The sequence below is a fragment of the Rhizobium sp. ERR 1071 genome (assembly GCF_007828675.1).
GTDB lineage: Bacteria > Pseudomonadota > Alphaproteobacteria > Rhizobiales > Rhizobiaceae > Rhizobium > Rhizobium dioscoreae.
Genome location: NZ_VITM01000015.1, coordinates 69,510 through 89,202 on the forward strand (window position 1 = coordinate 69,510; position 19,693 = coordinate 89,202).

The 19,693-nt window shown below is 59.8% G+C and carries 18 protein-coding genes and 1 pseudogene; 6 read left to right on the forward strand and 13 right to left on the reverse strand.

All coding sequences use genetic code 11. The annotated features are described in order from the left end of the window. Positions 1-88: 88 nt before the first annotated feature. The 6 genes from FBZ99_RS30005 to FBZ99_RS30030 all read right to left on the reverse strand — a co-directional run bounded on the left by FBZ99_RS30005 (position 89) and on the right by FBZ99_RS30030 (position 6,552). Positions 89-1,339 (reverse strand): MGH1-like glycoside hydrolase domain-containing protein, encoded by a 1,251-nt coding sequence (locus tag FBZ99_RS30005; protein ID WP_145636527.1) that lies wholly within the window; start codon positions 1,337-1,339, stop codon positions 89-91. Between the two features lie 31 nt (positions 1,340-1,370). Continuing rightward, positions 1,371-2,429, reverse strand: a complete 1,059-nt coding sequence (locus tag FBZ99_RS30010) for an ABC transporter ATP-binding protein (RefSeq protein WP_113352181.1) — start codon at positions 2,427-2,429, stop codon at positions 1,371-1,373. A gap of 13 nt (positions 2,430-2,442) precedes the next feature. Further along, positions 2,443-3,300, reverse strand: coding sequence for a carbohydrate ABC transporter permease (locus FBZ99_RS30015; protein ID WP_113390684.1), 858 nt, complete (start codon positions 3,298-3,300; stop codon positions 2,443-2,445). Further along, a complete protein-coding gene (locus tag FBZ99_RS30020; protein ID WP_113352179.1) occupies positions 3,297-4,148 on the reverse strand; it encodes a carbohydrate ABC transporter permease in 852 nt (283 codons plus the stop codon). Before FBZ99_RS30020 ends, FBZ99_RS30015 begins: the two co-directional genes overlap by 4 nt. A gap of 72 nt (positions 4,149-4,220) precedes the next feature. Continuing rightward, the gene (locus FBZ99_RS30025) at positions 4,221-5,495 is read right to left on the reverse strand and encodes an ABC transporter substrate-binding protein (protein WP_113352178.1); all 1,275 of its coding nucleotides are present in this window, start codon (positions 5,493-5,495) and stop codon (positions 4,221-4,223) included. Between the two features lie 46 nt (positions 5,496-5,541). After that, entirely contained in the window at positions 5,542-6,552 is a 1,011-nt protein-coding gene (locus FBZ99_RS30030; protein WP_145636529.1) for a LacI family DNA-binding transcriptional regulator, read from the reverse strand. Between the two features lie 103 nt (positions 6,553-6,655). On the opposite strand from FBZ99_RS30030, the pseudogene FBZ99_RS33965 reads away from it, so the two are divergent. Beyond that, a pseudogene (locus tag FBZ99_RS33965) lies at positions 6,656-6,908 on the forward strand (hypothetical protein); the annotation flags it as partial. Positions 6,909-7,096: 188 nt separating this feature from the next. On the opposite strand, the gene FBZ99_RS30040 reads toward FBZ99_RS33965, so the two are convergent. Further along, positions 7,097-7,993, reverse strand: a complete 897-nt coding sequence (locus FBZ99_RS30040) for a LysR family transcriptional regulator (RefSeq protein WP_113390683.1) — start codon at positions 7,991-7,993, stop codon at positions 7,097-7,099. A gap of 112 nt (positions 7,994-8,105) precedes the next feature. Here FBZ99_RS30040 and FBZ99_RS30045 point away from each other — a divergent pair, with 112 nt between their 5' ends. Next, positions 8,106-9,416, forward strand: a complete 1,311-nt coding sequence (locus FBZ99_RS30045) for an MFS transporter (protein ID WP_145636535.1) — start codon at positions 8,106-8,108, stop codon at positions 9,414-9,416. Further along, on the forward strand, positions 9,413-10,549 hold the full coding sequence (locus tag FBZ99_RS30050) for a mandelate racemase/muconate lactonizing enzyme family protein (protein ID WP_145636537.1): 1,137 nt from the start codon (positions 9,413-9,415) through the stop codon (positions 10,547-10,549). Before FBZ99_RS30045 ends, FBZ99_RS30050 begins: the two co-directional genes overlap by 4 nt. Positions 10,550-10,696: 147 nt before the next feature. On the opposite strand, the gene FBZ99_RS30055 is transcribed toward FBZ99_RS30050, so the two are convergent. Continuing rightward, positions 10,697-11,428 carry a GntR family transcriptional regulator gene (locus tag FBZ99_RS30055; protein ID WP_145636539.1) on the reverse strand — a complete coding sequence of 244 codons (732 nt, stop codon included), beginning with the start codon at positions 11,426-11,428 and terminating at the stop codon, positions 10,697-10,699. 245 nt (positions 11,429-11,673) lie between these two features. Here FBZ99_RS30055 and FBZ99_RS30060 point away from each other — a divergent pair, with 245 nt between their 5' ends. Beyond that, on the forward strand, positions 11,674-12,687 hold the full coding sequence (locus FBZ99_RS30060; protein ID WP_145636541.1) for an SIS domain-containing protein: 1,014 nt from the start codon (positions 11,674-11,676) through the stop codon (positions 12,685-12,687). 93 nt (positions 12,688-12,780) lie between these two features. Next, positions 12,781-13,608: a PfkB family carbohydrate kinase gene (locus FBZ99_RS30065; protein ID WP_145636542.1), complete on the forward strand. Its 828-nt coding sequence runs from the start codon at positions 12,781-12,783 to the stop codon at positions 13,606-13,608. 33 nt (positions 13,609-13,641) lie between these two features. Here the strand turns inward: FBZ99_RS30065 and FBZ99_RS30070 are convergent, their stop codons facing one another. The 5 genes from FBZ99_RS30070 to FBZ99_RS30090 all read right to left on the reverse strand — a co-directional run bounded on the left by FBZ99_RS30070 (position 13,642) and on the right by FBZ99_RS30090 (position 18,444). Beyond that, positions 13,642-14,394, reverse strand: coding sequence for an amino acid ABC transporter ATP-binding protein (locus tag FBZ99_RS30070; RefSeq protein WP_113352170.1), 753 nt, complete (start codon positions 14,392-14,394; stop codon positions 13,642-13,644). Then, positions 14,394-15,287 carry a DMT family transporter gene (locus tag FBZ99_RS30075; RefSeq protein WP_145636544.1) on the reverse strand — a complete coding sequence of 298 codons (894 nt, stop codon included), beginning with the start codon at positions 15,285-15,287 and terminating at the stop codon, positions 14,394-14,396. Before FBZ99_RS30075 ends, FBZ99_RS30070 begins: the two co-directional genes overlap by 1 nt. Continuing rightward, the gene (locus FBZ99_RS30080) at positions 15,277-16,248 is read right to left on the reverse strand and encodes an amino acid ABC transporter permease (protein ID WP_113352307.1); all 972 of its coding nucleotides are present in this window, start codon (positions 16,246-16,248) and stop codon (positions 15,277-15,279) included. Before FBZ99_RS30080 ends, FBZ99_RS30075 begins: the two co-directional genes overlap by 11 nt. Positions 16,249-16,271: 23 nt before the next feature. After that, positions 16,272-17,552 (reverse strand): NAD(P)/FAD-dependent oxidoreductase, encoded by a 1,281-nt coding sequence (locus tag FBZ99_RS30085; protein ID WP_113420268.1) that lies wholly within the window; start codon positions 17,550-17,552, stop codon positions 16,272-16,274. 64 nt (positions 17,553-17,616) lie between these two features. Next, positions 17,617-18,444 (reverse strand): transporter substrate-binding domain-containing protein, encoded by an 828-nt coding sequence (locus tag FBZ99_RS30090; protein WP_113420267.1) that lies wholly within the window; start codon positions 18,442-18,444, stop codon positions 17,617-17,619. Between the two features lie 501 nt (positions 18,445-18,945). Here FBZ99_RS30090 and FBZ99_RS30095 point away from each other — a divergent pair. Further along, positions 18,946-19,299 (forward strand): hypothetical protein, encoded by a 354-nt coding sequence (locus FBZ99_RS30095; RefSeq protein ID WP_145322941.1) that lies wholly within the window; start codon positions 18,946-18,948, stop codon positions 19,297-19,299. Positions 19,300-19,693 lie beyond the last annotated feature (394 nt).

A 19,693-nucleotide genomic window follows, 5' to 3' on the forward strand; every position in this document is an offset into this window, starting at 1 on the left:
TACCGGAGATTGCGATTGCTTCTGGCCCAAATCTATTAAGCTGATGCATGACCTGAGATTGATGCGCGGGCGCGACTGGTACCTAAATTTATGACGCCACAAGCCACATATACGCTGCCGCCGTCCAGGAGAAGCCAAGGCCGCCGCAGCCTTCACCAGTGACAGGGTCGAAATATTCAGCAAAACCCTCCGCCTCGATCGCCGAGATGGTCGACTTGCGCAGCTTCTCGGCATCATCTACGCGGCCATTGCGCTTCAGGCCGTCGATCAGCAGCCAGTTGATGATCGCCCAGGCCGGGCCGCGCCAGTACCGTTTCGGCTCCCAGCTGTCGATGCCGGGCTTTACTGTCGGGAAGGCGACTTTCATCCCCTTGGACCAAGCCTTCATTTCATCGGCGAGAGCGCCGACGACTGCCTTGTCGAGATCGAGCGACAGAAGCGGGATGAAGCCCGCCTGTGTCGGCGCCACGATATCCTGGCCAGAAACGAGATCGCGGGATACGAAACGCGACAGATCGGGTCGCCACTGGGCGAGGATCGCGTTACGAGTTTTTTCATTGAGCGCGGCGATCTCGGACGCGTCTTCCATGCGGCCAAATTCGTGGGCGAGTGCAGCAAGGTCTTCGCCGGCCTTGAGCAGGATCGCGGTGGTCTGGATCTCGGCGACCTTGAAAGGTGCCTTCGCCCACTGTCTAGCTGGCTCCCAGGCGCAGGCGGCATAGGTATCAACCAGGTGGATGAAGCGCTGATAGTCCTCGTTGCGGGGACGCATCAAAGCGTTCACGTGGCCGGTATCCTTGCGCACGACCGGCGTGTCGGTGGTGGTGGGAACGCGGGCGAGCGCGACGTCCCATGCGGGAGAATTGTCGCTGCCACTTTCCCAGGGATGGAGCAGGGCAACGAGGCCTGTTCCTTGCGGGTCGCGGGCCGCATACCACCAGCGCTGCCATTTCAGGGCCGCCTCGTAGAGCGGCAGGGTGCGGGTCTTGTCACCGGTGGCTTGGTGCAGCTTGCGCAGCGCGATGGCGAAAACCGGCGGCTGGGTGATGCCGGAGGTGGGGATCGTGTGGTGGGTGCGCCAGACGTTCGGGCCTGGAAAATAGGTATCGCTCGCCTGGTGGAAGACGATATGCGGGATCATGCCGTCCGCCCACTGGCCCTCGACCAGCCGCTCCAGTTCGCGATAGGCGCGGTCCGTATCGTAGAGCGCGAAGCCCATGGCGACGAAGGCGGAATCCCAGTTCCATTGGAAGGGATAGAGCCGGTCCGTCGGCACCGTATAGCCGCCGCGGTCATTGGCGACGAGAATGCGCTTGGCTTGATCGATATGCAGGTTCATGTGGGTACTCCGGTATTGGGGAGGGACGCCCCTAGGCCGTCACGGGCGGAAAGGATTGGCCGCTTTCGGCGGAAAGCCAGGTGATGCGCTTGCGATCGAGCTTCAGGCCGATCGTATCGCCGCTCCTGACGGTTTCGGAGGCAGGCAGGATGACGCGGACGGGCTGATCGTGGATCGAGCCGGTCAGGAGCAGGTGCGAGCCCATCGGTTCGGCGACCCGCACTTTCATTTCAAGGCCCTCGGGCAGGCCCGCGAGCTCGACCGCCTCGCCGCGCAGGCCGAGGATGATCTCCTTGCCGGCTTCCCGCGGTGTATTCAGTTGCTCGATCCCGGCAGCGACCTGGCCGTTCAGGACGGGGACCTTGATGAAGTTCATCGGCGGATTGCCGATGAACCCGCCGACGAAGCGCGTTGCGGGATGATTGTAAACATCGACCGGCGAGCCGACCTGCTCTACGATCCCTCCGTGCATGACGGCGATGCGATCGGAAAGGCCCATCGCCTCCGTCTGGTCGTGCGTGACGTAGATCGTCGTCGTGCCGGCCGACTGCAGCACCGTCTTGAGTTCGGTGCGCATTTCGAGGCGAAGCAGCGCATCGAGGTTGGAGAGCGGTTCGTCCATGAGGAGTACCTTGGGCTCGACGGCAAGCGCGCGGGCAACGGCGACGCGCTGGCGCTGGCCGCCCGAAAGCTTGTTCGGGTAACGGTCGAGATATTGCTCGATATGCAGCAGGCCGGCGGCCTTTTCGACTTGCGCCTTGACGCGTGCCTCGTCCGCCTTCTGCATGCGCAACCCGAAGGCGACGTTTTCATAGACCGTCATATGCGGGAAGACCGCGTAGTTTTGGAAGACCATCGCGAGGCCGCGGTCCTTGGGAGCGAGCCCGAGGACCGACTTGTCGCCGATGCGGACATCGCCGCCGGATGCGGTTTCGAGACCGGCGATGATGCGAAGGAGCGTGGTCTTGCCGCAGCCGGACGGGCCGAGAAGCGAGACGAATTCACCGTCGTTGATCGCCAGCGAGACCTCTTTCAGGGCCTGGAATGTTCCGAAACTCTTGCGGACACGGTCGATGACAATATTGGCCATGGAGTTGGTCCCGTTATTTGGAGGAAATGCCCCAGATCGCGAAAAGGTAGCGCCTGACCGCGAAGATGAAGACAACAGAGGGAAGGATGAGCATCAGGCCGCCGGCGAAGCGGTAATGCATCGGGCTTTCGGAAAGCACCGTCAGCAGATAGGCGGTCAGCGTGCGATTGCGCACCGTCAGCACCGAGGCGGCGAAGACTTCGTTCCACGAGATGACGAACGCGAAGACCGCCGTCGCGACGATCCCCGGCAAGGCGAGCGGCGCCACGACCTTGAAAAAGGCCTGGATGCGGGTGCAGCCGAAAACCCATGCGACTTCTTCCAGCTCCTTCGGGACGCCGAGGAAAATGCCCTGGGTCACTAGAGCCGCGAAGGGGAGCGCCAGGACCGTATGGATCAGGCCGACGCCGACGATCGTATCGTAAAGGCCGAGCCGGATGAAGGAGACGGTGAGCGGCAGCGCCAGGATCGCCAGCGGGAAGGCGCGCGTCAGCAGAACCAGCAGCCGGTAGCTGTCCTTGCCCGGAAAATTGTATCGGGCGAGCGCATAACCGGCAGGTGCCCCGAGCAGGATGGAGAGCGCTACCGTGATGCCCGCGGCGCCCAGCGAATTGAGGAACGAGCGGACGACCCCTTCCGTCTGCAGGAAGAGCATGAAGGGTTCGAGCGAGATACCGGTCGGCAGGCCGGTCTTCGGCCAAATGTAAACGCCCTGTCGTCCGCCGAGCGCGCCTAGCGCCACGAGATAGATCGGCACCAGAACCCAGGCGCAAAGCGCGCCGATACCGCTCCAGAGCAACCAGCGGCGCGATGAAACGAAGCTTGCGGGATTGGCTGTTGCTGCTTCGGAACCGATGGCTTGTGTACTCATGGCAGGCGCTCCGGATCGACCTTGAAGGCCTTGAGATAGACGAGGGTTGCGGCGAGCGAGATGACCATGATCAGAACCGCATAGGCGGCCGCGACGCTGTAATTCTGGTTCTGGTTCTGCCAGTTGTAGGCTTCGCCCACGAGGACCGGGAAATTACGGCCGCCCAGTGCGTATACGACTGCGAAGACCTCGAAGGCGAGCACGGTGCGCAGGATGAGGGCCGATTGCAGCGCCGGGCGGATCAATGGCAGGGTTATTTTCCAGAAGCGCGTCCATGGACCAGCCCCGAAAATTTCGGCGGCCTCCTTGAACTCCTTCGGCACCTGGTTGAGGCCGGCGACGATGATGACCATGACGATCGCCGTGCCGCGCCAGATCTCCGCCACCGCGATGGCGACGAAAAGCGCGACCGGCGTCTGATAGGAGAGCCAACTCGCCTGCCGGCTGATCACGCCGAGGCTGAAGAGCAGCGAGTTGAAATAACCGGTATTCTGCAGGATCGACAGCCAGACGAGGCCGGCGGCGAGATCCGAAATGCCGAGCGGAATCGTCCAGATCCAAAGGATCGTCTCCCGCCCGCGACCGATCTTGGCGACCATCGTGCCCATGGCTAGCGCGATGGCGATCTGGACCGGTACGACCATGATCGTCAGCAGGAAGGTGTTGCGCACCGATTGGATGAAATTGATGTCCGCTACCATGCGCTGCATGTTTGCAAGCGACGGCGCGCCGTCATCCGAGACCGCCAGCCAGATCGTCTGCACCAGCGGCACGATGAAAAGCAGGCCGAGGAAAACGACGGATGGCAGGATCAGCAGATAGGGGATCCAGGGTCGGTTTTGGCTCATAGGCTCCCGCCTCGAAAAGCAGGGTTACGGAAAGAATGACCGGACATTCGCGTCCAGGCACCCCAGGAAGGGTTATTGAACCGGACAGGCGCCGTCACTCTTGGCATCCGGTGCCCAGCAGGAAGCCTTGGTGTCGGTCATCAGCTTGGCCATGACGGCACCCTGCTTGGCGAGCACGTCGCCAACGGGCTGATTCTGCAGCACGATCAGCTGGAAGCTGTCCATATAGATCTTGTTGAACTCGCCGCCCTTGTCGCCGAGGCCCACTGGGAGAAGCGAGATCACCGCGTCCTTGGCGGCCTGGGTCTTGGTGACGGCACCGGCGAGAAGCGCGATGCCCTGATCGAGATCCGGCGGCAGCTGAACGTTCAGCGTTGGAAAGAAGCCGACCTTGGACGCGGTGAGCAGCTGGATCTTCTCAGTCGTCAGTGTTTCGATGATCTTCATCGCGCCCGCCGCATCCGGGGCGCCCTTCGGGATCGAAAGGCCGGCGAGAACGGGCATGTATCCGCGCCCCTTGGGGCCGGCCGGAGGCGGGAATACGACATAGTCGTCTGGCGAGGCGGAAATGGCATTCTTCAGGCGGGCGACATGGTCCCAGGCGACCATGACTTCACCGGCGGCCAGCGGCTCCTGCATGAAGTCGTAATTGGTTGAGTTGGGGTTTACATAGGCCCAGAGCGACTTGAGTTTCTCCCAACCTGCCACGGCATCGGCGTTCTTGAAGGTGCGTACTACGCCGCCGGTGAAGGACGGATAGAAATAACCCTGGAAGTAACGTGCCATCAGGCCCTTGGGACCGGCCGGGAAGCCGATCTGCGGCTGGCCAGTCGCCTGCTGCATGTTCTTGCCCCACTCGATCAGCTGATCGTAGGTGATGGCGTTGATATCGGCGCCCTTTGGCAGGTATTGCAGGGCTTCCTTCTTGGCGGCCATGACATAGGTCGCCTGCATCCACGGAATGTATTGCTGGGTGGATTTGCCGAGCTTGCCGAGGTCGAGGAGCGATTGCGGCATGCCGCCGGCAGCGAGCGTCTTAGCGAGATTATCAAGCGGTTCGAGCTGATCCTTGTCGGCAAGTGGCGAAAGCTCACCGTGCAGCGCGCCGATCAGGCTGACGGTGTGCTTGCCGGCCTTGGCCTCCGCTTCCATGCGTACGGCGAACTGCGGCGGTTCCTCGACCACATAATCCACCTTGCCGGCATCCTTCAGCAGGTCCTGCCGCACGACGGTTGCCTCCTCGATCGGGCGAAGCTGGGTGGATACGAAAACCGTCTGGGCAAGCACCGGCGAAGCAAAGGCCAGCACAGTGGAAGCCAGAATTCCGAATGACGTGATGCGTTTCATGTTCTCTCCTCCTTCATTGTTTTTATCTGTGATGCACTGTGTCGGATCATGCCGCCTTCATTGGACGGCGATGACTGTCGCGATCAATGAATTCGATCGCGTGAAGCTCCTGCAGTTCCTCCGCGGGCTCGCCGGCGATCGCCCGCAACAGCAGCGAGGCGAAGCTCGCGCCGAGGGTTTCGCCGGTCATGCGCATGGTCGAGAGGGAAGGGCTGGTGAAAGCGCCCGTCGGCAGGTCGTCGTGACCGACAATGCTGATCGCGTCGCCGCCGTCGATCTCGCGTAGCGCCCTCAGCGCTCCGATCGCCATTTCGTCCGTGGAGCAAACGAGCGCAGTGGGACGCGAAGGCTGCCGTAGCAATTCCAGTGCGGCGAGATAACCGCCCTGTTCCGTGGGCGCGCCTTCGGCGCAGAGATCGGCATTCAGACCTGCCTCATCCATCGCGGCCTTCCAGCCCGCGCGGCGCGCATGCGCGAAGTAATATTCCTGAGGCCCGGCAACATGGCCGATGCGGCGGTGGCCGGCGGCCTGAAAGCGGACCGTTGCCGCGTGGAACCCGGCAAAGCCGTCGCCGTCGATATAGGGATGCGGCACGAGGCTTTCGGTGCGGCCGTTGGTGACGAAGGGAATGCCACGCGACTGGAGAAATTCGACGCGTTCATCCCGTCGCCTGGTGCGGACGAGAAGCATGGCGTCGACGCGGCGGCCATCAACGAACCGACGGCAGATGTCGAGTTCGCTCTCACCGCGTGGCACGGGTGCGATGACGAGATTGAGGCCAGCACTTGCAAGATGTTCAGCACAGTTGGAGAGCATGTCGAGGAAATGCGGCGGACCGATATGGCCGGGGTCGCTCGGCAGCGTGACGGCAACCAGTTCCGCGCGTTGTTTTCTGAGCCTGCGCGCCGATGCGTTGGGACGGTAACCAGCTATGTCCGCGGCCTCTCTGACCCGCTTGCGGGTCGCGGCAGAGACATCGTCATAACCATCGAGTGCACGGGAAACCGTGGTGATCGACAGTCCGAGCGACTGCGCGAGCTGCTTGAGATTGGCCAAGATCATCCTCCAAAACAGCAAGAAAGATTCTCCAAAACGTTTTGGGAGTCAAGTCAAAACGTTTTGGGTCCATCGATGGGCAAGCTAAGGTGAACACCTGCCGCCTCCCGATGCGCATGTTTCAGATCCCGTTCGCGATCTGACACCAGCCATGTGATCTCATCTATGGAGATCGCGGCTTTTGCATAAGGCCGCGCCGCCTGCTGACAGATCGTCATGCTGGGAAGGTCGATGCTTTGAAGAAACGTCCTTGGAACAATGGTCAATCCGAAGGGCGGATCAAGCGCCTCGAGATGCCGAAGCGAGCCATGGACGGCCGCGCGGCCCAGACTGATGAGAGAGAATGCTGCCGATGAATCACGGAAATCGAGGATGAGCCCCGAGAAGTTACTCGGCTCAGTTCCGCATTGAAACCGACAGCGTGAGTTCTTGGATCTCGGACCCGCCATGCTTCTGTCCCGACGTTTTGCTGCAGGGCCGAAAGCAAACTGGACCCGACGGAGGAGCAGCGATCGAATAACAGGCGCGAGACCCGGACACTATTTCAGACGGAAAGATATCTTATCTCGCGCAGCACGCGCTGTGTCGTCCTTTCGAAAGCGAATATCTTGGCATCGATTATATCCGCTCGAAACCCGATGAAGAGCCTTCCGTTCTCGATATCCGGCGTGCAGGAAAGGGATTGGACCGTTCCGGCCGCCACATAGCGGTTGGCAATGGACGTAGGTAGAATGCCGACGCCAAGAGCCGCGGCAACCAGCTCGCCAATGACCGCGACGCTGTTGCAAATAATAATGCGCTCCGGTTTCAAGCCTTCAAGTGCAAACCAATGCGTCACCTGCCGGTACATCGCGGATGGTGGCGGGTTCGAAATGATCGGCCTGTCGGCCAGCACCTTGGGTGTGATCTCGCCCGGCAGGTGCCACGCCCTCGGAGCGACCCATTGTGTCGGCTGAGGTCCGAGCGGCCGCAGATCGAGCTTCTCGTCGCCCAGCGGATTCAACAGCACCGCCACGTCCAGCCGGTTGTCGATCAGCATCCCCTCTAAGAGCGTACTGGTCGTGACCGTCCACTCGGGCTCCAAGGCAGGATGATCGCCGGACAATCCGGCAAGCAATGGTGCGAGGCAGGTGACGGCGAAACCTTCCGCAAGACCTACGCGCAGTGGACCGACAACCTTCGGATCGAACTCCCGCTCCTTGATGCCTCGCATCTCGGCCATGATGGTTGCCGCGCGTGGCAGCAGGTCGCGTCCCTGCGCCGTGATTTCCAGCCCTCGGCTTCCCCTGTGAAACAAGTCGCTCGCCAGCGTCGTGCTCAGCTCCTTGAGTCTCAGGGATACCGTGGGTTGGGCAACGTGAAGCTGGTCCGCCGCCTTCTGGACCGAGCCCAGCTGGGCTGTCCAATAGAAGGCCTCAATCTGGGCAAAGGTGATCCGCATTATTTAAAAAACCTATATGACGAGCTCAGAATAACAAATTTGCTCAGGAAAATAAATGATTATATAAAAATATCTCGACGGCATGTGAAGGGCCGCTGGGAGGAGCAAGATCATGACTGAGCGTTCGGATATCATTCTCAAGGTAAGGAGGAGGGTCATTCCGATCCTGCTGCTTTGCTATTTCGCGGCCTTTCTCGACCGCGTGAATATCGGCTTTGCGGCACTGACCATGAACGCCGATCTCGGCTTCAGCGCATCCGCTTTCGGCTTTGGCGCGGGAATATTCTTTCTCGGGTATGTTCTTTGCGAGCTACCGAGCAACCTCATGCTTGCAAAGGTGGGGGCGCGGCTTTGGATTGCGCGCATATTGATCACTTGGGGCATTCTTTCGGCGCTCACCGCATTCGTCTGGTCGCCCGCCAGCTTCTATGTGGTCCGGGTACTTCTCGGTGCCGCGGAAGCCGGTTTCTTTCCGGGCATCATCTTCTACATTACGCTTTGGTTTCCGAGAGCATATCGTGGCTCGACCTTCGCACTCTTCAATGTCGCCGTTCCTTTGGCCTCGGTAATCGGTGCGCCGCTATCTGGATTGATTTTGCAGGGGTTCGACGGCGTGGCAGGCCTCCATGGCTGGCAGTGGATGTTCCTCATCGAGGGGTTGCCCGCATTCATCATGGGCTTCGTGGTCCTCTTCGCCTTGCCGGAATTACCTGAAACAGCGCGGTTTCTCACCCACGATGAACGGGGCTGGCTCGTCGACGCCCTGCGAAGCGATCGGCAGATGCAGGAAGCATCCGGACGTTTTTCCGCCGTGCAGGCGCTCTTCGATCCCAAGGTATTGTTGATGTGTCTGATTGCCGTCGGGCTGGTCATGGGCACGACCGGCATTGCCATCTGGATGCCGCAGTTCATCAAGCAATTCGGCCTCTCCAATCTGCAGACCAGCTTTATGGCTGCTATTCCATCTGCTTTCATGGCAGTTGCAATGATCGTGGTGGGCCGGAGTTCGGATCGCAGGCACGAGCGCGTCTGGCATACCGCCGGGCCATTTATGGTGAGCGCTCTCGGATTTCTGATCGCTGCCTTCTCGGGCAATCCGGTTGTTTCGGTGGTGGGCCTGACCCTGGGGGCGGCCGGAATTGGCGGCGCGTCGCCGACTATCTGGACATTCCCATCGACGCTGTTGACGGGCACCGCCGCCGCTGCTGGAATCGCACTCATCAACTCGGTCGGCAGTACCGGCGGTTTCTTTGGGCCCTCGATTATCGGTTGGGTTCGCGACGCGACGGGCGGCTTTCAGGGAGCACTCATATTCCTGGCGATCGTCATGGCGATCACCGCCAGTCTCATCCTCATTCTCGGCAGAAGCATGCGAGAGCTCCTTTCCCCGCTCGGTCGGGGCCGGACTCCGACAAAGGCATGATCATGAAAATCGACGAAATACGCCTCTATCATCTAGTCGCCATGTTGCCGGAGCCAATCGGCAACGCGCTGGTCTCCTTTGCGAAGCGGGAAACCTTGCTGGTGGAAGTCGCGGCCGGTGACCTGACGGGCTGGGGGGAGGCGTGGCTCGCGCCCAGAACCGCGGCTGCCGCCATCGAGTTTCAGCTCGCGGGGCGGATACTCGGGCAGGATCCCTCCCACATATTGTCGGTGTGGCGAAATTTGCGGCAGGCCGTCGAGGGAGAAACCGCCGCACCTGCCATCGCCGCCCTGGATATGGCGCTGCACGATCTGACCGCGCGCGCCTACAAGATTCCGGTGTCCACGCTCATTGGCGGCGCCCGGCGCCAACGGGTGACGGCCTATGCAAGCGGGCCGTTTTTCAAGCCTGGCGGACATCCTTACCGCGACTTTGAGCGGGAGATCGATGGATATCTCGAGGCGGGCTTTCGGGCCATCAAGCTGAGAAGCGGATACACGGTTGAAGAAGATGCCAAGACGGTCCTCGCCTCTCGACGGCAAATCGGCGCTGATCGCGATCTGATGGTCGACTTCAATCAGTCCTGCTCGGCCCGGCGCGCCATGCGAACCGCCGATCTCATGAAAGATGCCGAACTGCTGTGGATCGAAGAGCCGACTAAGCCGACGGATATCGGCGGTTATCATGCTTTCGCTGCTCATGCCGCAACCGCGCTTGCTGGCGGAGAGACATTCACCAATGCATCGGCGTTCCTCCCGTTCCTAATGGGCGGATGCCTGGATATCCTGCAACCCGATATAGCGATCTGCGGCGGGCTGACCGGGGTCTCACAGGTAGGCCTGCTCGCCGACCTTTACGATCGACCGCTTATACCGCATGTCTGGGGAAGCATCGTCAATTTGCATGCCGCCCTGCACTTTGTTTCGACATTGCCGGAACATAGAGGCGGTGGGCAAGCGCATTTTCCCTATCTGGAATTCGACGTCGGTCCCAATCCCTTGCTCGATCTTGCGCAAAGACCTGTCCTGAATGCCGATGGAACGATCAGCGTGCCGGACCAGCCAGGCCTTGGCCTGAATCTCAAGGCGGAAGACTTGCAACCCTATACCGCCGAATTCAGGAGGATCGCCTGATCGGGCATCACGACGCCGGCTATGCTTGCCGCCTACAAGTTCACGCTTAGCGAAGTCGCCAACCTCTCCGAAGGTTTCGATCCGCTTCATTGGGGTGCCGTTTGACTATCCTTGGATTGAGCGCATTAGCGGCCTCAAGATAGCGCGCTATTTCCGGACCAAGCTGAAGGTGAAGTGGCTGCCGCGATGATAGTCGACGGCGTAGATCACGGGAACTCCGACATCATTAAAGCAGGTTTCAGTAATGAGGAGGGCAGGGCCGAAATCCTTGAGATCGTGGCGCTCAGCCACCTGTTGGGGAAGCATGACGGCGCTAACGGACGCGGACGACATTCGGGGGCGGTGCCGGTATTGCTCCAGCAGAGACAGTAGCGATCCGCTCCAGTCGATATCGTATAGCCGAGCGGGAACGATACGACGTGGTACGAAGTCAAGGCAATACATGATCGGATTATCGTTCTCGAGGCGTACCCGCTCCAGACGGATGACCGTCTCCTTATCGTCCAGCCGTAAATGCTTGGCGACCGTCGCATCGGCAATTTCCTCGGAGATGGAAAGCACCTTGTTCACGGTCTTATAGCCGTAGGCGAGCGTCATGTCGGTGACGCTTTCGAAGACCGTGATCGGGCGATCGACGTGGACGGCCGACATTGCGGAGACAAAACGGCCGCGGCCATGCTCGACATAGATATCGCCCTCCTGCTCGAGCAATTTCAATGCCTCGCGCAGGGCGGGTCGGGAAACGTTGAAGCGCTGCGTCAGCTGGGCTTCGGTTGGCAATTTTTCGCCGGGCCTTAGTCCCTCGCTTTGAATGAGGTCAGCGATACGGTCGCGAAGCTGGATCACGATGGTGCGCGTATCGCGAATAGACTCGTCCAATTCATCCCTCTCACAACAATTTCATCACATCCACCGTCTTGTCTGACAAATATCGCTTGGTCAAGGCTTTCATGCAAGGTCGAAGGCTTCTCCAACTCTGCCAGTGCACGCGTAGGCACCAATGATCGCATGATCAACGTCTTGACAGTTAGACTCGATGATGTCAGTTGTCTTACAACTTTGCTGGATCGGCGAAGCTACACCCCAAAGCGCGTCCATGCGACGTCATCAACCGAGAGACACTCATGCTGAATTTTGATGAAGAGCGGTTCCTGCGTATTCAGTCCGGCGCTTTGGCGCTGGCCCAGCGCCTCGACCACGTGATTGGTACCTGCCTCGCCGCGGGTGCGCAGAATGTATTTTTCCTCGGAACTGGCGGCGCCGCCATTCTCATGCAGCCGGCGGCCCAATTGCTGCAGCGCAATTCGTCCTTCCCAACCTTCATCGATCTGACGGCTGAGCTTTATATTTCCTCCTCTGTCAACCTGACTGCAAGATCCATCGTCGTCATGCCTTCGCTTTCCGGGACGACAAAAGAGAGCGTCGCCATGCTCTCCAAGCTCAAGGAGATCGGCGCCACCGTGCTGACGCTGGTCGGGCATGAGGAAACGCCTCTCGGCAAAGGCGGCGACCATGTCTTCGTCAACTTCGCCGAGGATGATACGTCCTGCGAATCCTTCTATCTGCAGTCACTTATTATCGCTCTGTCGATCATGAAGCATCGAGGTGAAATCTCCAACTATGACAGCATAGTCAGGGAGCTGACGACACTTCCCAAACTTCTGCTGGAGGTGAAGCGCGATTTCGAGGCCAAGGCCGAAGCCTATGCGACGGCGTTCGCATCGTCTGATTATCACATCATCACAGGCGCCGGAAATGTCTGGCCGGAGGCCTTCTACTACGGCATGTGCATCCTTGAAGAAATGCAGTGGATCCGCACGCGCCCGGTCCACGCGTCCGATTTCTTCCACGGCACGCTGGAGTTGGTCGACAAGGACGTCAGCGTTATCCTGTTTAAGGGCGAGGACGCCTTCCGGCCAGTGGCCGAGCGCGTTCAGAACTTCGCCCCGAACTACACGGAAAGGCTCAGCGTGCTGGATACGGCGGAATTCACGTTGTCGGGGATATCAAAGGAGGTCCGCGCGCTGATTTCGCCGGTGCTGCTTGCAACCGTGCTGGAACGCATCAGCGCGCATCTCGAGATCATGCGCAATCATCCGCTGACCACCCGTCGGTACTATAAGCGGGTTGCCTATTGAGCCACCCGGCGAAACAAGCAGCCTAGCCGCGGACGCTGAAGGCGCTCGCGGCTGCAAGCGTCATTAACAGCTGGTTTTTCCGCGGGGGGACGAATGCCGCCTTTTCGATTTGCGACCGTCGGTGACAATTGTATCGATCGCTTTCTGCCGCCGGTGGCCCAGTCGCTCGTCGGCGGAAACGCCGTGAATGTCGCGGTTCAACTCGCCCGGCTCGGTCACTCGGCCACCTATTTTGGGGCGGTAGGCGATGACCTGGACGGTGTCCGGACAAAACACATACTCAAGGAGAATGGCGTTAAAACCGATCATGTTCGTCTCCGTCCCGGCGTGACCGCCTATACGGACATCGAGCAGACCGCTGTTGGTGACCGGATCATGGTCTTTGAAGAGTTCGGCGTCTGCGCGGGCTATCGACCGAGCGAGAGCGAGGTTGCTATTCTGAAGGATGTCGATCACGTCCATCTCGGCTGGATGGATGACGGCGGCGCCTTGCGTCGCCGGCTCGCCGTTGATGGCGTGAGCGTGTCCCAGGACATTTCCGTCAATGCAAGTCCTGAAAATCTGGGCGTCGCGGGACTGACAGTCGCTTTTGCTTCCGCCGGCGCTCGTGGTGACAAGGCCGAAGCCATGCTGTGGCATATGATCAGGGGCGGCGCGATCTGTGCCGTCGTTACGTGCGGCGCCGACGGGGCGATTGCCTCGCGCGGATCGGAGAGGGCCGAGATCGGCATTTCCAAGGTTCAAGTCATCGATACGACAGGGGCAGGAGACAGCTTCATTGCTGGCTTCCTTGCGTCTTTCATTGCTTCGATGCCGCTGTCGGCCTGCATGGCGGCCGGCCGCGACAGGGCCGCGATCACCTGCACCCATGTCGGCGGCTTTCCTCAGGCGCCGATGCCGCTCAGGTCCGCGGCGCGATAACTCGCGCCGCGAAAGTGGCGGCCGGCCCTGCCTTCAATGCAGGATCTGGCTTAGGAAGAGTTTGCTGCGCTCGTTCCGAGGATTGTCGAAGAACTCCGCCGGCGTCGCTTCCTCGACGATCGCGCCGCGATCCATGAAGATGACGCGGTCGGCGACCTGGCGCGCGAAGCCCATTTCATGGGTGACGCAGATCATCGTCATACCGGTATCGGCAAGCGATACCATCGTATCGAGAACTTCCTTGACCATTTCAGGATCGAGCGCCGAGGTTGGCTCGTCAAAAAGCATGACCTTCGGCTGCATGCAGAGCGCGCGGGCGATCGCGACGCGCTGTTGCTGGCCGCCGGAAAGCTGGGCAGGAAACTTGTCGGCGTGCTCGGGAATGCGAACCCGTTCGAGATAATGCCTCGCGATTTCGATTGCTTTGTACCTGTCCATCTTACGCACCCAGACGGGCGCAAGAATGCAGTTTTGCAAAACAGTGAGATGTGGGAAGAGATTGAAATGCTGGAAGACCATTCCAACCTCGCGACGGATCTCGTCTATGTTCTTCTCGTTTTCCGAAAGCTCGGTGCCGCGCACGGCGATCCGGCCCTCCTGGTGCGCTTCGAGCCGGTTGATGCAGCGGATAAGCGTCGATTTTCCCGAACCGGACGGGCCGCATATGACCACGCGCTCGCCTTTGCGGATCGAAAGATTGATATCGTCCAGCGCATGGTAGTGACCATACCATTTATGTACGCCTGACAGTTCGATTTCCGGCTGTTCGATGCGGGGCTGTGACATCAATTTATCTCCCTGGATGACTTGAGAACGAGCCAGCCCGACAGGATGATGATAACCCCGCCGGCGATCGTATAGGTTTCAATCGGATTGCCGAACAGCATCACGCCATAAAGGCAGCCCCAGATGATCTGACTGTATTGAAAAGGGGCGAGAACAGAGGCATCGCCACTGCGAAAGGCGCGCACGAGAAATGCATGTCCGGCGTAGAGCAGTGTGCCCGCCAGCCCGGCATACGCCAAGGTGGGCAACGCGACGCGGCCGAAGCCGCCCGTCGCCATGGTGACGCCAAATGCGCCGCAGCCAAGCATGAAGAGAAGGGCGGCGACCAAGGCATCGTCGCTTTCTTCTGCCTCGATGACGCGCAACAGAATGAGCGAGGCGGCGAACAGGAGCGCCGAGCCAATCGCCGCGGCGTGGCCGAAGTTCAGCATCACGCCAGCGGGCCTGAGCGCGACGGCCACGCCGGCAAAACCAAGCAGCACACCCAACTGACCGGTCCAGGACAGCCGCTCTCCCAAAAGGATATAGGCGAGAACGGCAACGAGAACCGGTGTCAGGAACGCTAGGACATAGGCTTGCGCGAGCGGAAGCATCGCGAAAGCATAATGGATGAGGAGCGTATCGCCGGCGAGTAGCAAGGCGCGCAGAAGCGCAAGCCGCGGCCGTTTCGGCACCAGTCCGCTGAGCGTGCCGTTCGAGGCCGCGCGTCCAATGACGAGCACAAATGCCGCGCAGCTGGTCATGAATGTCACCTGTGGCACCCGCAAATCCGCACTCATCAGTTTCACCAGCGCATCGCAGCCGGAAAAGACGCCGAAGGCGGCCAGGACGCCGCCTATAGCGGGCAGATTGGCGCTGGCCCTGAGGGTCGGCGGATGAGGGCTATCGGGCATTGAAGCGGCCAAATCGCTCTTCGATGCGAGCCTGAAGGAATTCCAGCGCCATGGAGAGAATCCAGTAGATCATCGAAGCGGTGATAAGCATTTCGATGTGGCGGAACTCCGTTTGACCCTGGGTGCGGGCAAGATACATGATCTCCCAGACGCCGACGACCGAGACGAGCGAGGAATCCTTCAGCATGGCGATGAACTGATTGCCCGTTGGCGGGATGATGACGCGCATCGCTTGCGGAAGGATTACCAGGAACATGGTCTGGTTCGGGCTGAGCCCCAGAGCTGTCGCGCCTTCGGATTGACCGCGCGGAATGCTCTGGATACCGGCGCGAAAGATTTCCGTCATGTAGGCACCGTAGCACAGGGAAAGCGCCAAGATGCCCGCCGGTATGGCGCTGATGACGTAACCGACCTGAGGCAGGCCGAGATAGATGATATAGATCTGCATCAGGAGCGGCAGACCGCGAAAGAGCGAAGTGTAGAACGTCGCAAGGCCGTAGATGACGCCGTTTCGCGACAATTTCGCGATGGCGCCCGCCAGCGCGATCACGGTGGCGATGATGATCGATATGGCGGATATGTAGAGTGTCGTCACCACACCCTGTGAGATGAGGAACCCGATCTTTTTGGCAATGAAGGTATAGGAAAGATCGAATGTATAAAAGAAGAGCAGCAGGAGCGCGAGGAGCTCGATCCACACACCCACGATCTGCTGACCGCGCGGCAACAATCTCAGAAGCTTGATGTTGACGGCGATGATAAGGGAGATCAGCACGGCGGAGACGAGCCGGCTTGCCTGGGGACTGTCCGTCAGCCAGCCAACCGTCATCGGCACCAGCTTGCCAATCCAGGCCGAACTGATGCCAAGCGCGTATAAAACAGCGGTCATCAGCGTCAGCAGGAGCAGCAGCCCGGTTCGTCGTGCCGCGTCCGGGTAATTCAAGATCAATCTTCCAAGCATCATCGTTCCCCTTGATGATCTTTCTAGGCGGCTCTTTCGCGCCACCAGTCCTGTGCCTGCAGCTTCCAATAGGTGAGTTGTGCCGCCGCGAGTCCGGCAATCCCGCCGGCCCAGACGAGACCGAAGGGCTGAAACAGGCGGTAACGATCGGATTGGCCCAGAATCCCCTCCGCCACGATCTTGCCACCAATCGCGGTCGTATTGAGACCGTGGCCACCAAACGCGGTACAATGCCAGACACCCGGCATCATCTCGCCAATTTGTGGCATGAGGTGACGGGCGTAGGACATTAGCCCTGACCAGGCGAGCTCGGTCTTGAGTTCGGAGAGTTGCGGGTAAGTCCCAGTCATTTCGCGACGCAATTCGCGGGCGAGCGCTACCGGCGAGGCGGCGCGCGTGGTGATGCGCCCGCCCCAGAGAAGACGCCTGCCGTCTTCCACGACGCGATAATAGTCCCCGGCGCGGCGGTTGTCGCCGATCGCGCAGCGTGTCGTGATCGCTTGGGCGATCAGATCGGGATTTTCCTCGGAGATCATCACATAGGTGGCGATCGGCAGGAAAGAGCGCTTGAGCTTGCCAACCAACTGGCCGGTATAACCGCCCGTCGTCAGCACGACCCGGCGCGCCTTCACATGGCCACGCGCCGTCTGCACGATCTTCTGGGCGCCCGCGAGCTGGCAACCGGTCGCCGCCGAACTTTCATATATGCGACCGCCGAGGCGCTCGAATTCGCGGGCTATCGCTCGCAGATAATTCAGCGGATGGATGTGGAAGGACTTCTTGCTGTGGAGGGCCTGAAAATAGCGATTGGATTTCAAAATGGCGCGAAGCTGATCGCGGTCCATAAATTCGAGATCGCTGCCGAAATCGCGGTTCATGTCTTCGGCATAGCGCTTGAGGCCGTCACCGCCGTCATATCGCAGCGCGCTGATGATGCCCGGCGTCAGCTTAGCGTCGGCAATATCGAGATCGCGGATGGTATCGCGAACGAAGTCGACGCCCTCGATGGAAAGGCGGTGAATGGCCTTTGCGGTTTCGGTGCCGGTGACGCGGGCGATCGCCGCGCTGTCGGTGGCAAACCCCGCGCTGACGAAGCCGCCATTCCGGCCGGAAGCGCCAAAGCCGACGGATTCGGCCTCCAGCACGACGACGTTGAGATTGGCGCGTGCGAGTTGCAAGGCCGTCGTCAATCCGGCAAGGCCGCCGCCGATGATCACCGTGTCGCATTCGACCGGGCCACTCAGCGCGGGCCGTGCGGCAGTCTCACTCATCGTTCGGCGATAATAGGTGTCGGGATACGACATGGTCGATCTTTCAAGGCAATCGGGAAGAAAAAGGGTCGGGGCTGCCGCCCTGACCCGAGCTTGATCAGTCGGTGCTGTAATCCGCGCCGTACCACTTCTTGGTAAGCGTTCCGAGCGTGCCGTCGGCTTTCATGGATTTGATGATCTCGCCAACCTTGGCGGTCCATTCTGAATCACCTTTTTCCGCGATGACCACAAGTGGTTCACGAAAGGCATATTCGCCTTGGATGATGCGAAGCGGATAGCCGTTCTTGATCGCATTCAAAGCGGTCTGTTCTGGCGCGATGACGGCGTCGAGGCGTACGCCCGGACCGAGGCGCAGGTCGTCGAAGGGAAGCATGGAATCAGCGAAGGTACGCACTTCGCCAGGCTCGACCTTATATTGAATTGGCGGCATACCTGGCGCGTCGATCTGCAAATTGCGGCGAATGAAGTCTTCCGAAGTGGTTGCCGTTTCGACCCCGATTACCTTGCCGTTGAGATCGCCAACGGACTTCAGCGGGCTGTCTTTATGGACCACGTAGACATAAGGGCTGTAATAGTAGATGCCGGCGAAATCGATGACCTGGGCGCGGGATTTGGTGGGTGTAACCGAGCCGACACCGACATCGTAGCGGCCCTGCCAGTGCCCACCCGTGAGGGTTGCCCAGTCTGGGGTCTGGAAGCTGACCTCCACGCCAAGGCGCTTGCCGATCTCTCGGGAGACGTCGATATCGAAGCCGACCATCTCATTATTGTCGTTGAGGAAGCTTTGTGGTGGCCAGCCGCTGTTCGTCGCGACCACCATGCTTTTCTTTGACATGACGCGGTCAAGCGTTGCGCCCGCATGCGCGAGGGATGCCATTGCGAGGACGGCCGCGGCGATTGCCGTACATTTCACGAAACGTTTCATAGATCCTCCATTGCCAGGCACTCGTTCCACTCTATGTAAGATGTCTGACAACTGGAACTAGATTGCATTGGTCCTAGAGTGTCAAGGCTCCTGTCCCAAAAACTTTATGACCCTTCGGCAATAACTCATGAAATCCCCGCATAGCAACTCCCGAGAACACCAATAGCGCGGGTGTGGAGGGATCGAATCCGTGAGAAGTGGTGTCAGACGAGTTTCGCCCACGCACCGAAACTGTGTGCTTTGCGCATTTGCTTATGCGCGCCAGGTCCGGAGATAACCTCTCGGGCTATTCCAACCGGATAATGTCCAAGCAGCGTTGCCGCGTGGACCATATGGCACCGTCGATCCTGGGCTGGACGGAAACTGAAATGTTGGGCCAGACGCTGGAGCGCATGTTTACCGACCAGCACCGTCAGCGAGACATATTGGGAAATGAGATGCGCGACGCGCTGGCATACGGATGTGAAGAGGTTTCGACGATACTCGGCCACTAGGCGAGCCGTGTGGAACATTATTTCACTTTGGCAGTTGATCATAAGGGAAATTAAGGAGGATACGCAAATGCGAAAGATAATTATTGCCTGTGCGGCCATCTTCATCGGTGCTGGTTTACCTGTGGCTGCGGTTGCGGAAGAGGTCGTCATTGATGGGCCTTCCTATGATCAGGGCTATCGCCATCATCGCCATCACCATCCGTATGTTGCCTTAACCGATCGGGGCGTTGCCATTGGATCGGTTCGCGATCGTGACCGTTACGATCGATATAATGATCGCGGCGGCTGCATGACAAGGACTGTCACACGCACCGATGAAAACGGCGACCAGATCACTAAAACCATTCGGCGCTGCGATTAACAGCGCCGATGGGTGATTGCTCCCTGCGAGCATCTATCCCTAACGTCACTGGGAGTGGCACGGTCGTTGATTAAACTTCTGCCGGACTGGCACGCGAAGAAAAAGCGCCGCAAGAGATCGTGCGCCCCCAGCTTTTCTGCGCCAGTGCTTGGGCTTGGCGAAGAGCTTATAAGATCGGTCTGAGGCCGCACGAGTACTTGGACGGGAAGAGAAGGCGCACCCCGGCTTTGCGAATGGCGAGGCGCGGCGCCTTGCCCCTGTGACTATGCTCCCGGTCTCGGCCACCTGCTTCGCGATTTAATTGGCGCCCTGTGGCTGACGCCGCGCCGAGCAGAGGCCGCACCCCGCGAAAGCCTCGCGCGAATTAGTCGAATACCCAGCTACCGAGACCGGC

Bases quoted from the DNA above. Each gene is read 5' to 3' on its own strand.
- FBZ99_RS30005 (WP_145636527.1), bottom strand. From the start codon at position 1,339: ATGAACCTGCATATCGATCAAGCCAAGCGCATTCTCGTCGCCAATGAC.
- FBZ99_RS30010 (WP_113352181.1), bottom strand. From the start codon at position 2,429: ATGGCCAATATTGTCATCGACCGTGTCCGCAAGAGTTTCGGAACATTC.
- FBZ99_RS30015 (WP_113390684.1), bottom strand. From the start codon at position 3,300: ATGAGTACACAAGCCATCGGTTCCGAAGCAGCAACAGCCAATCCCGCA.
- FBZ99_RS30020 (WP_113352179.1), bottom strand. From the start codon at position 4,148: ATGAGCCAAAACCGACCCTGGATCCCCTATCTGCTGATCCTGCCATCC.
- FBZ99_RS30025 (WP_113352178.1), bottom strand. From the start codon at position 5,495: ATGAAACGCATCACGTCATTCGGAATTCTGGCTTCCACTGTGCTGGCC.
- FBZ99_RS30040 (WP_113390683.1), bottom strand. From the start codon at position 7,993: ATGCGGATCACCTTTGCCCAGATTGAGGCCTTCTATTGGACAGCCCAG.
- FBZ99_RS30045 (WP_145636535.1), top strand. From the start codon at position 8,106: ATGACTGAGCGTTCGGATATCATTCTCAAGGTAAGGAGGAGGGTCATT.
- FBZ99_RS30050 (WP_145636537.1), top strand. From the start codon at position 9,413: ATGATCATGAAAATCGACGAAATACGCCTCTATCATCTAGTCGCCATG.
- FBZ99_RS30060 (WP_145636541.1), top strand. From the start codon at position 11,674: ATGCTGAATTTTGATGAAGAGCGGTTCCTGCGTATTCAGTCCGGCGCT.
- FBZ99_RS30065 (WP_145636542.1), top strand. From the start codon at position 12,781: ATGCCGCCTTTTCGATTTGCGACCGTCGGTGACAATTGTATCGATCGC.
- FBZ99_RS30070 (WP_113352170.1), bottom strand. From the start codon at position 14,394: ATGTCACAGCCCCGCATCGAACAGCCGGAAATCGAACTGTCAGGCGTA.
- FBZ99_RS30075 (WP_145636544.1), bottom strand. From the start codon at position 15,287: ATGCCCGATAGCCCTCATCCGCCGACCCTCAGGGCCAGCGCCAATCTG.
- FBZ99_RS30080 (WP_113352307.1), bottom strand. From the start codon at position 16,248: ATGCTTGGAAGATTGATCTTGAATTACCCGGACGCGGCACGACGAACC.
- FBZ99_RS30085 (WP_113420268.1), bottom strand. From the start codon at position 17,552: ATGTCGTATCCCGACACCTATTATCGCCGAACGATGAGTGAGACTGCC.
- FBZ99_RS30090 (WP_113420267.1), bottom strand. From the start codon at position 18,444: ATGAAACGTTTCGTGAAATGTACGGCAATCGCCGCGGCCGTCCTCGCA.